Raw genomic sequence first — 14832 nt, 5'->3', positions numbered from 1 at the left:
TTGTATGTGGGCTAAATTACCGTGCTAATTTTTTATCTAAATAATTACACGATTTAGTTAAGGCTTTTTGGCAAAGCTTTAAATAATACCTCGCTTTTGGGTAATAAAACGAAAAGCACAGTAACCCCGCCATAAAAAATATCAGGGAAGGGCCTGGCACCAGAGAGAAAAACAACCCAAGCAAAATAAACAACACACCTATGATCTGTAATAGTAATTTTTTCATATAAACCTCTGAACATTGGTTTAACTTGATTATAAATACAGAACCTCAAAATACGATAAAAAGAGTGTTACAAACTGTAAAATCTTCAATTTCTATTAGCCATCACCATGATATAATTACACAAATGCCTTAAATTATCGCCGTCATGATAGCAACAATTACACAGCAAGATGCAGCGACCGAGCTTGTCGCAAACTACTTAAGTACACTGAAAAATCAGGGATTTAGTGGAGACACCGATGCAAGCTATGCAACGCGTTTAACCGCCTCTACCGATAACAGTATTTATCAGCAAATCCCACAAGGTGTTATTTTTCCTAAAACCGAAAAAGACATTCAACTTGCATTGCAAACAGCATCTCGCGACCCATTTTTGTCGCTTACTTTTGGCCCACGTGGTGGTGGTACAGGTACTAATGGGCAATCACTCACACCAGGAATAGTGGTTGATTTGTCTCGCTACATGCGCGAAATACTCGAAATTAACGTTGAAGAAGGTTGGGTTAGAGTACAAACAGGTGTAATTAAAGATCAATTAAACGACTTTTTAAAACCGTACGGCTTTTTCTTCTCACCCGACTTATCAACCAGTAACCGAGCAACCATTGGCGGAATGATCAGTACAGATGCATCAGGTCAAGGTTCATTAGTGTACGGTAAAACTAGCGACCATGTTTTAGGACTTACTACCTATTTAGTCGATGGCAGCCCAATGGTGACATCACCAATAGACATAGAAAAAGCTAAAGTAATAGCCGAGCAAGAATCATTAATCGGTAGCCTTTACAAAACAGTATTGGAAATTTCTTTAAATGAGCGCCAAGCTATTTTAGAAAAATTTCCACGCTTAAATCGCTTTTTAACAGGCTACGACTTAGAGCATGTGCTAAGTGATGACTTACAAACTTTTGATATGAGTAGGCTAATTACCGGATCAGAAGGCTCGCTTGGTATAGTTACTGAAGCTAAATTAAACTTAACTCCCATAGCCGAATTTAAAACACTGATAAATATTAAATACGACAGTTTTGATTCGGCACTTCGCCACTCTCCCTTTTTAGTTAATGCGCGTGCAACATCGGTAGAAACTGTCGATAGCAAAGTATTAAACTTGGCTCGCGAAGATATTATTTGGCATTCAGTATCGGACTTAATAACCGATGTACCAAATAAAGATATGCAAGGACTCAACATGGTTGAGTTTAATGCAGTATCACCTGAAGATATAAAAGACAAAGTAAACACACTTTGCACATTATTAGATGAGTGCGTAGCAAATCAAACCAATGGTGTCATTGGCTATCAATTAACCAGCAGTAAAAGTGACATTTTAAAAATTTATGCAATGCGTAAAAAATCTGTCGGATTACTCGGTAATGTTAAAGGCAGCCAAAAGCCATTGGCCTTTGCTGAGGATACCGCTGTACCGCCAGAAAACTTAGCCGACTACATTGTAGAATTTAGAGCATTACTCGATAGCCATAATTTACAATACGGTATGTTCGGCCATGTTGATGCGGGTGTTTTACATGTACGCCCGGCGCTAGATATGTGCGATCCAGAACAAGAAAAACTGCTTCGTAAAATTTCAGACGAAGTTGTAAAACTCACCGCTAAATACGGCGGCTTAATGTGGGGCGAACACGGTAAAGGTTACCGCAGTGAATACGGCCCTGAGTTTTTTGGCGAGCATTTATTTAAACAACTACGTAAAATAAAAACAGCGTTCGACCCTAATAATAGAATAAACCCTGGTAAAATATGTACTCCTATAGAAAGTGAGGACTCACTAGTTAGTGTAGATGGGCAAAAACGTTCGTACTTCGATAAGCAAATTTCTATCGATGTAAAAACAAGTTTTAACAATGCAATGACCTGTAATGGTAACGGCATTTGTTTTAACTACGACGAAAATTCTCCCATGTGTCCTTCATATAAAGTAACCGGCGATCGCAGGCATTCGCCAAAAGGCCGCGCAACATTAATGCGAGAATGGTTACGACTTCAAGAGTCTAAAAATGTAGATTTACTCGAAGTAGAAAAAGAGCTTAACAAAGGCGAAGTTATTACCTGGTGGGAGCGTTTTGTTCATAGCCGTGAAAAAAACAAAGGTGTTTACGATTTTTCTCACGAAGTAAAAGAGTCAATGGATGAATGTTTAGCGTGTAAAGCGTGTACAACATCTTGCCCTATAAAAGTGGATGTACCTACTTTTAGAGCACGCTTTTTAAATTATTATCACAGTTATTACGCGCGCCCACTTAAAGATTATTTAGTCGCTAACATTGAAAGTTCGGCGCCTGTAATGTCTAAATTTGCACGCGTGATCAACCCAATTGTTAAAACAAACTTAGTAAGTAGTTTAATTAAAAAAACAGTAGGGTATGTAGATACCCCCCAATTAAGTGTGCCTTCACTTGAAAAACGTGTCGCAAAAGCACATAAATTCAATTTTGAATTATTAAATTCACTTTCAAGTGATGAACAAAATGACTATGTGCTAATAGTGCAAGACCCGTTTACCAGCTTTTACGAAGCCGAGTTAGTGCAAAGTTTTATAACACTTATCACCGCGCTGGGTAAAAAGCCGATGCTATTACCGTTTAAACCTAATGGTAAAGCCCAACACGTAAAAGGTTTTTTGCATGAGTTTAAAGTAACCGCAAAAAATGGCGCAGAGTTTTTAAATAAACTCGCTGATATTAATTCGCCTTTGGTTGGTTTAGATGCATCGTTAGTTATGTGTTATCGCGATGAATACAAAACCATTTTAGAAAATAATCGCGGCGAGTTTCATGTACAACTTGCCCATGAATGGTTACAAACTCAATCGTTTAAATCATTATCGGCTAAACAAAAAACTGATACTGAATTTACATTACTAAGCCACTGTACAGAAACAACCGCTTTACCAAAAGCAGCAAGCGTATGGAAAACAATTTTTACTGATATTGGTTTAACCCTAAACACAACCAATACCGGGTGTTGTGGCATGGCCGGTACTTATGGCCATGAAGCACAAAACCAAGAAAATTCCCGTGCACTGTACGAAATGAGTTGGAAACCAATAGTAGATAAAAATAAACCAGAGCAACTTTTATCTACCGGTTTTTCGTGTCGCAGCCAAGTAAAACGTTTTGAGCAATTTAAACCAAAGCACCCAATTGAGTTGCTCGCTCAGGTACTTAGCTAGTAAAAGTTAAAAATAAAAAAGGCGTAACTTAAAAATAAGTTACGCCTTTTTTATTAATACCAATTCGCTTAGTTAAGTGATTTATTTTAAAGCTAAAAAACGTGTTTATAGCAAAACAATATATTCGTTAATTTTTCTAAACGCTATTTAGATTTTTTAACGAAGCTATCTGCAATAGGCTTTGTACTTATACCATGTATAAACACGCTAAATAAAATAGTGGTCATTGCAATAGTGGCAATATCGTATTTATTTTCTATTTGCGTGTCTATTACCATTAAAGTAAAAACAATAGATGCCAAACCGCGTGGCCCAAACCATGCAAAAGTAAAACGTTCCTTCCAATTAAGTGCTGTAAATTGTAACGATAACATAACCGGAATTATTCTAATTAATGTAGTGCTTAGTAAGGCGTACACAATTATATTTGTATTTAATTTGGGTATTACTAAATACGCACAAACAAATCCAAATAAACACCAAATCATTAACGAAGTAAAATCAGCAATGTGCTCTGAATCTTCTATTAGCTCAGCGCGAATGTCAGTTTTAGAAAATTTATCAAATAACAAACCTGCTATAAACACCGCTATAAACCCGCTGCCATGTAAATATTGTGTGATAGAAAACACCGCCATCGCAAAACCTAAAAGTAAAAATGGGCTGGTGCTTTTTGCAAAGTAATGGCGCTGCATTGCAAAATTTAATGCCGGAATAAATATCGCTATAGAAAAACCAGCAATCAATAATGCTAAGCCAAGCTCTCTTGAAAACACACCTAATGTATGTGAAGCAGTAATAGCAGAGTCAGGGTTTTTAGCTAATAAAATAAAAATTAAAAATACTGGTACACATAAGCCATCGTTTAATCCGCTTTCGGTATTTATACCTTCCCTGATTTTTTCGGGCACTTGTGTACTTTGCAATAACCCTTTACTCAAAGCTGCATCGGTTGGTGTAAGTATAATTGCCAGCAGTGCCGATTGAATTAACGACAACTCTGCAAATAAAAATAAGCTAACACTAATACCGCACAATAAAGTTAAGGGTAGGGCAACGAATAGTAATAGGCTAGGGTATTGAAAACTATGCCTCAATACACCTAACTTAGATTTAGCCGCATCAGAAAATAAAAATATACTTAGTGTTAGCTCTATCAGTGGTAATAAATAATCTATTCCTGTTTTTAGTTTTTCGCCTTCATTAGGAAGTAAAAACGCCAAAAACATGCCGCCAATAACAAAAAACATAGGGCCTGTTATTTCTGTGCGCTCTAACTGCCTTATTGAAATTGAATAAACTAAAAATAAAAAACCAATAAATGCTATTACTAAGTATTCCATTAAATTTTCCTTTTAACGCCTGATTTTGCTCGCTCTTTAATATTTGTTTGAATGTAAATTTGATCGGTTGTCGCAATTTTAGAATGGCCTAAATCTTCCGATAAATGTTTTAGCGGTCGAGTTTGCGCATCATGTGTTGCACCCGTGTGACGAAGCCAATGGGCAGTGGCCGCTTCAAGTTGTTCTGCATCATCTTTAAACCCGTCATCAAGTAACGATTGCTGAGCTAAATCAAAACTTTGCTGCACTAAACGCCTAATTTGCCTAACGGTCATCCCACCTTGGCCACGAATTTTATGCACCAATGGCTCAGATTCATCAACGCGAGGTAGGGCGGGTAACCCTCTGTATAATCGGTAACGTTTTAAATACTCAACAAAATCATCACTTAACGTAACATCTCGTAGCTTATTACCTTTACCCATAATTCGTAAAAACCAAAAACCGTCATTATCTTGCCAAAAGTGTGACATAACTGGCGACCACTGCGGGCGCTCTGATAATTCTGATATACGTAAATATAGCCCTTTTAAACACGCGAGCGTAAATAGGTTACGTTCAAGCTCTGGTTTTTTTTCACATAAATCGCGTGTTACGCCAAATACATATTCCCATTGTATGTCACTTAAAGTGTCTGGGATCTGAATTTGAGATTGAACTACCAAATAGGGGCTATTTTTTTTCACTACAGGCACAAAGTTAGCAAACGTTTTTTCTTCTAAAATAGAAAACTTATAAAATACATTTAGCGCAGTAAACATAGCCGCTAATGTTTGCTGGCTCGCAATTGACTCTTTTAATATAAAAGGGCGCCAATTTTGATTTAATCGACGAATGCCTTGTTCATCTTTGTAACGCCATTGCACCGAAGTTGATGCCCATTTTTTATCTGGCTCAGCCATAAAATCAACATACGCTTCAATGTCTTCGCGCTTTAAACTAAATACAGATTTTTCGGCAATTAGCCAAGACCACAAATAAAATCGTTCAAGCTCATTACGAAAACGATTAAATGTTGCCTCAGATTTTCGGCCGTACACATATAAAAATTGGTATAAAAATTTAAGATCGTCCTTTGATTCAGTTACAGTCAAGCCAACTTGCTGTATAAAGGATGCAAGTTCTGGGTATTCTGAGTTTAGAGTACCGTCATCAAGATGAGCAATTTGGTATCTTAATTGTTTTAACGTATCAACTAAAGCGACAAGCATAATGTATAAATATTCAATAAAATAATAGACTTACAGCTTAACGTTAAAGTCCGATACTGTCTAGTATTGGACATAGTGAAAGTGTATTTATTTAAACATTGTTGTGTATTGGTATGAATCTTATTAAGGAAAGTTTTATGAAAAAATTTATAGTGTTAGGCCTACTTACAATAACTGTATTACTAACAGGTTGTGCTACTACAGGCAGTGCTTCACCTAGCGAAAAACGCGCTTTAGTACAAAGCATGAAAAACAATACCCTCGACAAATTATACGCACAAAAACCCGATGTTAAAAAACAAATTGCCAATTCTGCCGGTTACGCCGTATTTGATAACGCAAACGTAAATGTCGTTTTAGCTAGTTTTGGTGGCGGGTACGGTGTAGTAAAAAATAACTTAACGGGTAAATCAACCTACATGAATATGGGTGAAGCCGGTTTAGGGCTTGGTTTAGGCGTTAAAGATTTTAACGTTGTTATGGTTTTTCATAACCAAGCGGCAGTAAATAGATTTATTGAACACGGTTGGGCCTTCGGCGGAAACGCAGATGCAGCAGCAAAATACGAAGATAAAGGTGGAGCACTGGTTGCAGAAGCCATTGCCGACCAAGTTACCGTATATTCTTTAACCGAAAATGGCCTTGCACTTCAAGCAGTACTAAAAGGCACTAAATTTTGGGTAGATTCTGAGCTAAATTAACACCTAATTACTCTCCTAAAAGCGGGCTGGTTTGTATAATCACGCTCGCTTTCTTATCAATTACTCAATTTAACATAACGTAATTTATGGGCTATCGCTATTACGCAAATGCGTCCTCAGTTGGTGCATTAGCTAGACCTGCAACAAGTGTTAGCGCTACACATGCCGCACTAATCTTTTTTACAATATCCGTCCAAATATCGCCTTCTTCCTTACTTTTTGATTTTTCAATCGCAAGATTTAATAAGGCTTCTTTTTGATCTAACCCAATTGCATTGGCCATTGTGATACATTGATTCGCAGTTAAATGCCTCTTACCTTTTTTGATTTGAGACATATTTCCTGAATTAAATTCTTCGAAGTCGGAAATTACTTGTTTATCCTGACTATAACCCATGAAATTTTTATATTTTTCAATTAGTTCGTAACTAAAGTTCATATCTATTCTCCTCACTCTTTTAATTATAACTGTCATTCTTGATAAATAAAAAGTTGACAACTGTCAAAGTCGAACGCTATATTTCAAAAACATTCAATTATGACAGCTTGTCATTATAACAAGGAAACAGCGTTGAAATTCTATCTTCAATATATTTCAGGCACAGATGAATACGCGTTAGGTTTCAATAAAATTGAACATCCGCTTATGTATTCTTCACGTTCAGAAGCAATGGCTTTTTGCATTGATTACTGTAACGGCGAAAGCTTCGAAATAATTGATGTAGATGACAACAATTGGCAAGAACTTTTCGACTCTGGAGTATTCGACTATGAACCAGAGTGCTAAAAAGCCAGTTAAAAACCTGACTAAAATAGATTATTTAACAATCGTATTTTCTCCAAATGAGGTAGCTCGCTGTCGCTATGATGCAAAACTTGCATTTGGTAATGGTGATTTTTCTTCCTACAAAGAAGCCTATAACGCAATGTTATGCGCAGAGATGTTTGCTAACAACCCTACCGATGATTTCATTTCAGATACAAAAACCTCATTAGTTGCTAGTGATGATTTGGAATTTGACGTTAATGAAAGTGTTATTTTCAACTCGGATTATTACTATAACGAGCTTTTTGAAAGCAACCTTGCAGGTGCATCTAAGTATCGTCAATACAATTCAATTAAAGAAATACCAGAAGAAGAACGTAAACACTTTTTAAAAAATGTTGTTAGAAAAACAAAGCGTTATAAGGCACTTACTTCATTGATTGAAGGTGACATTTCTAAATTTATGCACCTTTTAAACACTGAGGTAGCAACAGAAGCTGACCGTTTAACCAGTGATACATTGAGCTGGTCTTACCGTGAAAATAACGGTGGTATGTTTACTTATGAAAAATCAGCTTCGCTTTATCGCCATGATGTTAACTCAGGTGTTATTGCTTGGGGTGCTAATAATGGGGGCGTAATGGTCTCTTTTACTGGCACTGGTTGTGCTGGTTTAGATATTCCTAAATTGCATACGATGTTGCAAAAAATGCCAAACATAAAAATTACCCGTTTAGATATTGCCTACGATGATTACGAAGGTAACCGCACTGTTCTTGATTACTTCCAAAACCTTGAAGAAGGCGCATTTTGTAAAACTAATCAAGCGCCCTCTTTTTCATTTATTCAAACTGGTGAATTACAAAAACTATCAGACCAGCAACAGGCCGAATTTAAGAAAAAGCATGGCTGGCAAAAACGCTATGACTGTATAGCAAACGGCGGTAATACCTTATATGTAGGCAGTCGCAAAAATGGAAAAATGGCGCGTATGTACGAAAAGGGAAAGCAAATGGAAAGCGAATCTCAGCCTAATTGGGTTCGCGCTGAACTTGAACTTCGCAGTATTGACCGTGTTATCTCCTTGGATGCACTTTTAAATACCGATGCAGTATTTGCTGCTGCCTACCCCGCTTTTGCTTTTATTACTTCTGAACGTCTTGAAATAAAAACGACCAGCCGACAAAGACAACATAACGGCGTTCTAGTTGCTGAAAGGTTAGAACGATACTGCGTTCAGTCGTACAGCAAATTTATAAATTACTTACGTCACATACAAGAATTATCTAGTGATGAAATTATTAATCGAATAACTAAAGGCCTAAATCCTTGGGATATACCCGACTCTATTAATAAGGCCTGTATTACACCACCCAACCAAATGGAGTTAACAACATGAAAGTAATTTTATTATCTGCGGCAATTGGTAAAGGCGTTTCTAGTAAATCGGGCGCACCTAAACATTACGCATTTTCTTCGGTTTCTTACCTAGTGCCAGAGAAAGACTTTATTCAAGGCGACCACAATATTCAAAAATGTGGTTATGAACCTAAAAGTGTCTCGATGGTAGATAACCAAGAGCTTTATAACAAGTTTAAAAAAATCACAGCTGAAAATGGCATTTGTGAAGTTGATTTAGTTCTACAGCCTGACCCTGAAAATATGTCTCGAAATATAGTTTCAGACGTTCAGCTGGTGAAATAGTTATGCCTCAATGTGTAGTCATCAATTCAAAAAATACGCTAAAAGCGGTTACAGGTTCGGATTGTGATTACATCATTGTCTCAAAAGCTGAGTTCTTAGAGCTACAGCAAAACGGATTAGTAAATGTTCTTAATGAACTATTTGCTTTTGACTTGGCCACTTTCGGCCTAATTAACTCGGCGGCACTAGTCGCTTTTATCACTGCTCATTGCATCGGTCGTGTAGTACGAGTAATGGGAAAAACTTAAATATTAAGGAATACCCAAATGAAAAATTTAAAAAATATCTTAGCTACTAAACGTGCTAAAGCTGGTCTTTTAGTTACTTCTCTTATCGGTTCAAGCTCTGCTTTTGCAGCCGATCATTCAGAAGCAATTAACGCTGCTGTTGCTGATGGTACTACAAACTACACTGCAATTGTTACGGGTGTAATTATGGTCGCTGCAATCGGTTTTGCTATTGGCATGATTGTTTCAAAACTTCGTAACTAAAATGGTTACCTCTATTGGTCTTGCTTGTTTTCTTGTTTGGTGTTTTGTAGAAGGCTTTTCAAGTGGAGTAAGAACCAGTTAGCAATTGGCGGGTAACACCGCCTTTATCTAAAGGGCGCTATTATGCGATTTCTAATATTATTAGTAGCGCTTACTAGCGCTTTTTTTGTATCTGCTGATGAGCTTCGCTTACCTGACTTAACAGATTTAAGACCACCAAATACAACCGAAGATTTTTGTTCAAAAACCTCTCAAATACATGGTTACACTGGCGTTGGTTGTTCTGCTGTTTCGGCCTTCGAATCTAATAGAGCGTCTTGTGAAGATTTAGCTGATAAGATTATTAAACCTGACTTTGGTCAAAGTATTAACTATCAGTTTGAATGCTACTTTTCGCCAAACAGTTATAATTTTAGAATTAATGAAACATATCAAAAGTACAGCGTACAAGCTGGACAGTATGTGACTTATGAAGGTTCTAGTTACATACTTAATTTTGCACCCCAACAACCACAATTTACATTTGAATGTCCGCCTGATGGTTACCGAAATCATATAGTAAAAATTGATAAAGTTCCTGTGCCCGATGACCCTTCAGTACCACCCTTTGACTGTGCCAAAATAATTTCTTCTTATGATAATGATTGCCCTCCTGCAAATGACAATGACCCTTTTGCATTTTCCTTTCGCCCAGGTATACACACCGTTTGTTATAACGTGGCTTCAGGTCGACAATGTGAAATTCTAACTGATAAAAATGGAGGGTATTACTTTCCGCATTCCTTTGGTAGCCGAGAACCTGATGAATGTTCATCTGAATCTGATGGAGACCCAACAGACCCTGACGATACTGACCCAACTGAACCAGATGAAACAGACCCGACCGAAACGGCCGAACCTGATGAAAAACCAGAAGCTGAGGAATTGGACACCGAAGCAAAAACAGAACTGATTGATGGTATCAATACAATAAACACAAACCTTAGCGCAATGAACACGAATCAAATTTCGGCTAGTAATTCTAATGACGACCGACTTGATAGACTCGCAGGTGAAATTCAAATAAGTAATAACTATTTGAGTGAAATCGCTACTGGCTCTCCAAACTCAGGTGGGTCAATTGATAATCAGGCCCTCGCGGAAATTGCGGCCAATACAAAACAAACGGCTGAAAATACTGAGCCACTAGATTTTGGCATTAGCGCCAACCGTAAAAATAAAGGTTTATCATCGGTTTTTGTTAACTCAAAAATTAATGAGCTGAAAGAAGAAGTCGAAGCTAAGAACTTAGAGTTTGAAAATTATTTAGCTCAAATACAAGATGAAAGCAAAGTACTATTTTCCTTAAACCCTAACATTACAGCTTCTTATCAAGAAAGGTTAGAAACGATTAAAGGTGTTGAGGTTGATTTAGGTCTATCTCGTTTTTCTAATTTTTTTCAATTAATTGCGCCAGCTATTTTACTGGCCGCTTCAATTACTGCACTTTTCATTTTACTTGGGGGCAATAAAGAATGAATAAATTAACATTCGGCTTTTTACTATTAGTCTTTTCATGTGGTTTGTACGCAGATGAATATCAAGGTATAGCGGGTACAGCGCAAGCAATTGGTTATTTTTTTTCTGATGTATGGTCATTCTTAGAGAAAGACGTTCCAAATTTTTTAAGACGGCTTTCAAATTGGGTAATTACACAAGCTGCATTATTTAAAATTAACGCGCAAATTGAGTCTACAAAATTGGCTTGGAGCATAGCCAAAAGTATCGCAGAAAACTTTGAAATAGGTTCTAAAATCCTCAGTGCCGCAGATGCTTTGCCAAAAGATGTTCAAGCTGCACTTATTGATATGCGCCTTTTCGATGGTGTGAATATTATAGTTCAAGCGCTAATTGCACGTTATGTATTGAGGTTTATCTAATGGCATCATCAATTTTTCATGGCGCGCCCGGCTCTTTCAAATCCGCTAGTGCAACTTGGTTTGAAGTATTACCAGCTTTAAGAAAAGGCCGATTGGTTGTAACCAATATTGAGGGTATTTTACCCCTAGAAGAAATTGAAACTGAGTTACAAGAAACTTTCCCTGAATCCGCTCAGCTTTGGAGATTATCCTCACAAAATGAAGAAGGCCAACACCTTTGGCGGAATTGGTATCACTGGATGCCAACTGGTGCTTTAGTTTTAATTGATGAAGTTCAAGACGTTTACCCAACAGAAGCCACTTTTAAACCTGAATCTTGTAATTATCGCCATATAGATTTTTACAAAGATTCGATACCCGAGCATTGGTATACATACCATTTTGAACAATTGGAAAAGTTTAAACCTGAAAATTTAACCAGTGGTGATATTGATGATTTAGGAAGGGAGATATTTAACGAACATGGCCACATTATTTACCCCAAAACACTTAAAGAATGTTACATGCGACACAGAAAATACAACTGGGATATTATCGTCTGCACCCCAGATATTACCAGCGTCCATAAATACATTAGAAACGTTAGCCAATACGCATACTCACATAAATACTTCGATGGACTCGCAGCAATCCCCTATTACAACCGAAGGCCAAGAATTTTTGAACACAACCCAAAACTTGACGGAAAAACACCAAACAAATCGAGCACTATCGTTTGGAAGAAAATCCCAATCGAAGTGCACAAATGTTATAAATCGACAGCCACCGGCGGTGTTACAAAAGGACAAGGTAAAAATTTCCTTTTCAGTCCTATTTTTGCCTTTCCAGTTACTGCTATCTTTTTGTGCATATTGTATTGGCTATGGTATTTTTCCAGTTCTTCAAATGATGTGGAAAATATTGAAACCCCCGTTAACTCAAGTATGGAAAGTACTAAAAAAGATACTGGTATTAATAGCGGTGATTCTGATTTTAAGATTGCTGGTAGTGACCCTGTTTTTATAAGCTTGCCATATGGTGCTACCGATATTTTCGTTACTGGTATCCAGCAAGTTAAACGGCCAGAACGAACACACCGAGAATACATATTTGAATTTGTCACAGATAAATATGGCGTGTTTAGTTTAACCTCATACGAACTTGCAAGCATGGGTTTTACTATTCAGTACTTTAGCCCCTGTAATGTAGTTATCAAAAATAGTGCTTTTTCATATCGTGCTTTATGTAGCCCGAACCCTTATGACCCACCATCAGATGATAAAGAAGAAATCGACACAACTTCTCTTTTAACATCTTTATAAGCAGATTAAATCAAGCCGCCAAGCGAAGCCTGAGCGTAGCGGCTTGGTTATCTGGTACTTAACTTATTACGTAATTCTTATATATTACGTAATAAACAACATAATTTATTACGTACCAACGACCAATACATGTACGAACTTATGAAACTTTGTTTCATGAAAGGCCACAAACCAATGCTATTATTCCACTATTGTTAAATGGCCGTAACAAAGCGAAGCGCTTAGTAGTTAATAGTTACACATAAACCCGCGCTTGCGCCTTTGATAAACCAATACGGAGTTTGAGTAAATGATGATGCTAAGAGAAACACCCCTCCCCCCATATACTAATAGGGGGGGAGCGAAATTTACATTTATTGCACATTTACATTTAAGTAACATCTGCGTTGTGTTTAATAAATAGGAACAAAAATCACAATGTTTAAATCGGAATTTCACAAACAGTTACTCTCACTATTCGGCTACGACTATGCAAAAGCGGCGAATGAACTAGGTGTGAGTGAACGACAAATAAGACGTTACGTTATAGCTGGAAAGGCGAGCCCGCCAGTAGAAAAACTAGTCGCTATTATTTACCGTGGGTATTTACCCGAAAAAGGTGCATGGGCAGACTGTAAAATATCAATGGAAGATCACACAATGTCTACACCTTGGGGTAAAGTTAACCCCTCTGATGTCCAGCTAGTTCAGCGCTATAAGTGGTCTGCGAGAAAATCTGAGTCTATGTATAGAACTCTAAAAGAAAACCATAAAACACAAGATTTATACCTATCCGATTTGCAAGATCGGTTATTAAATATAATCGGAGAAATATCTGAAAGGACTGGTAGTTAAAGATGTTAAATAACTCTATTTTACGATAACATCGCTTTAAAAAGGGCTTTAAGTCCTTTCATACTAACTTTTATTATTAAGGACAGATAAATGAAAAGTTTTTTACTTATAATTGGTTTAATGACTATTTCCAATTCTTGTTTCGCAATTACACATCAAGAAATAGATAACCATAAAGCTCATCTAGTAACTGCAAAATCACTTTTATCTAATAGTAATTTTAATGGCGCTATCATATGTGGGTTCATCAGTAATTCACTGAATGATGTCTCGGCTACAGAGCAACATAGTGAAAATGCTTTCAATATTGGTTTAAAGAGCAACTATACATATACAGAGATCATGACTGGTATGGCCTTAGCACTTGAGATTTATAAATCTAGCTTTAATTTTTATATTGAGGGTTTTATAGCTGGTATTGATAAAGGTCTAAACGCAGATGGAGACAGTTCTTCAATTAAACTAAAAGCGAAAGAAAAACTATTTAAACTCTGGGACAAATCTAACAATTGCATGAATGGTAAGAGCACCTCCGAGTATTAATATATGACTAAATACAATAAGGAACGTTATATTCGATGGGCAAATCACCGTATAGCCCAGTTAACCTTTACCATTAACTTATATCTAGGTTTTTCAGTTGCCTCCTTAGCTTTTTGTATCAATCTTCTTTTAACCACATATAAAAATAACAATGATTTAAAATTTACAGTTTTTATTTGGTCTGTTAGTGCAATTATGGGTAGTCTAGCTAGCTTATTTCGCTTATTTGATTTTCGTTATACTGCCTTAAAAATAAAAAATAAGACCAAAATCAATACTTTTATTTCTAAGAATGTAGGTGCTTTGACTTGGGCTTGCTTATGGGCTCAAATTCTCACCTATATTTATGGTGCTTTCTTTTTTATTTCCACCTTTGTATTCGCTGCTTCTAACTGATTTAACTTTTACCTTCCTATTTTAATTTTCCATGATAGTTTTTGATTAATTTATTAATTTACCTCAAGTCAAACTATCACTCTAGACAGTAGATGTAACTCATTATAAAGAAAAGGTTTTTCACCCTTCCTTCATATGTAACGTACCATAACTTATAGGCCTAAACTGTGATTTTACACTTTAATCAATAGTGTTATTATATGA

Annotated in this window: 16 protein-coding genes; 12 read left to right on the top strand and 4 right to left on the bottom strand. The window is 36.7% G+C overall.

Features of this window, described 5'->3' with window-relative positions; all coding sequences use genetic code 11:
- Window positions 1–16: 16 nt before the first annotated feature.
- A complete protein-coding gene (locus tag B4F91_RS03320; protein ID WP_286936487.1) occupies window positions 17–226 on the bottom strand; it encodes a PGPGW domain-containing protein in 210 nt (69 codons plus the stop codon).
- 145 nt (window positions 227–371) lie between these two features.
- Here B4F91_RS03320 and ydiJ point away from each other — a divergent pair, with 145 nt between their 5' ends.
- Window positions 372–3419 (top strand): D-2-hydroxyglutarate dehydrogenase YdiJ, encoded by a 3048-nt coding sequence (ydiJ, locus tag B4F91_RS03315; RefSeq protein ID WP_286936488.1) that lies wholly within the window; start codon window positions 372–374, stop codon window positions 3417–3419.
- Between the two features lie 143 nt (window positions 3420–3562).
- Here the strand turns inward: ydiJ and B4F91_RS03310 are convergent, their stop codons facing one another.
- Both B4F91_RS03310 and B4F91_RS03305 read right to left on the bottom strand, forming a co-directional pair.
- Complete coding sequence (locus B4F91_RS03310; protein WP_264389930.1) at window positions 3563–4762, bottom strand: cation:proton antiporter; 1200 nt, start codon at window positions 4760–4762, stop codon at window positions 3563–3565.
- Entirely contained in the window at window positions 4762–5973 is a 1212-nt protein-coding gene (locus B4F91_RS03305) for a tyrosine-type recombinase/integrase (RefSeq protein WP_054981980.1), read from the bottom strand. Before B4F91_RS03305 ends, B4F91_RS03310 begins: the two co-directional genes overlap by 1 nt.
- Before the next feature lie 137 nt (window positions 5974–6110).
- Between B4F91_RS03305 and B4F91_RS03300 the strand changes: the two genes are divergently transcribed.
- Complete coding sequence (locus B4F91_RS03300; protein WP_256846496.1) at window positions 6111–6674, top strand: YSC84-related protein; 564 nt, start codon at window positions 6111–6113, stop codon at window positions 6672–6674.
- A 100-nt stretch (window positions 6675–6774) separates the two neighbouring features.
- Here B4F91_RS03300 and B4F91_RS03295 read toward each other — a convergent pair whose 3' ends face one another.
- Window positions 6775–7113, bottom strand: a complete 339-nt coding sequence (locus B4F91_RS03295; protein WP_286936491.1) for a DUF3693 domain-containing protein — start codon at window positions 7111–7113, stop codon at window positions 6775–6777.
- Between the two features lie 132 nt (window positions 7114–7245).
- Between B4F91_RS03295 and B4F91_RS03290 the strand changes: the two genes are divergently transcribed.
- From B4F91_RS03290 to B4F91_RS03245, 10 genes are all read left to right on the top strand, one after another.
- Entirely contained in the window at window positions 7246–7461 is a 216-nt protein-coding gene (locus tag B4F91_RS03290; protein ID WP_286936493.1) for a hypothetical protein, read from the top strand.
- A complete protein-coding gene (locus B4F91_RS03285; RefSeq protein WP_286936495.1) occupies window positions 7400–8839 on the top strand; it encodes a replication initiation factor domain-containing protein in 1440 nt (479 codons plus the stop codon). The genes B4F91_RS03290 and B4F91_RS03285 overlap by 62 nt, the downstream gene beginning before the upstream one ends.
- Complete coding sequence (locus B4F91_RS03280) at window positions 8836–9144, top strand: hypothetical protein (RefSeq protein WP_286936497.1); 309 nt, start codon at window positions 8836–8838, stop codon at window positions 9142–9144. The genes B4F91_RS03285 and B4F91_RS03280 overlap by 4 nt, the downstream gene beginning before the upstream one ends.
- A gap of 266 nt (window positions 9145–9410) precedes the next feature.
- Window positions 9411–9635, top strand: coding sequence for a hypothetical protein (locus B4F91_RS03275; RefSeq protein WP_286936498.1), 225 nt, complete (start codon window positions 9411–9413; stop codon window positions 9633–9635).
- Window positions 9636–9758: 123 nt separating this feature from the next.
- The gene (locus tag B4F91_RS03270; protein ID WP_286936500.1) at window positions 9759–11153 is read left to right on the top strand and encodes a hypothetical protein; all 1395 of its coding nucleotides are present in this window, start codon (window positions 9759–9761) and stop codon (window positions 11151–11153) included.
- Window positions 11150–11554, top strand: coding sequence for a DUF2523 family protein (locus B4F91_RS03265; protein WP_286936502.1), 405 nt, complete (start codon window positions 11150–11152; stop codon window positions 11552–11554). The genes B4F91_RS03270 and B4F91_RS03265 overlap by 4 nt, the downstream gene beginning before the upstream one ends.
- On the top strand, window positions 11554–12855 hold the full coding sequence (locus B4F91_RS03260; protein WP_286936503.1) for a zonular occludens toxin domain-containing protein: 1302 nt from the start codon (window positions 11554–11556) through the stop codon (window positions 12853–12855). The genes B4F91_RS03265 and B4F91_RS03260 overlap by 1 nt, the downstream gene beginning before the upstream one ends.
- A gap of 417 nt (window positions 12856–13272) precedes the next feature.
- Window positions 13273–13689, top strand: coding sequence for a hypothetical protein (locus B4F91_RS03255; RefSeq protein ID WP_286936504.1), 417 nt, complete (start codon window positions 13273–13275; stop codon window positions 13687–13689).
- Between the two features lie 90 nt (window positions 13690–13779).
- Window positions 13780–14232 (top strand): hypothetical protein, encoded by a 453-nt coding sequence (locus B4F91_RS03250; protein ID WP_286936506.1) that lies wholly within the window; start codon window positions 13780–13782, stop codon window positions 14230–14232.
- Window positions 14233–14235: 3 nt separating this feature from the next.
- The gene (locus tag B4F91_RS03245) at window positions 14236–14628 is read left to right on the top strand and encodes a hypothetical protein (RefSeq protein ID WP_286936508.1); all 393 of its coding nucleotides are present in this window, start codon (window positions 14236–14238) and stop codon (window positions 14626–14628) included.
- Window positions 14629–14832 lie beyond the last annotated feature (204 nt).

This window comes from Pseudoalteromonas sp. UBA6610, from assembly GCF_002433295.1.
Classification (GTDB): domain Bacteria; phylum Pseudomonadota; class Gammaproteobacteria; order Enterobacterales; family Alteromonadaceae; genus Pseudoalteromonas; species Pseudoalteromonas atlantica.
This window is presented reverse-complemented; position numbering and strand designations above follow the sequence as displayed.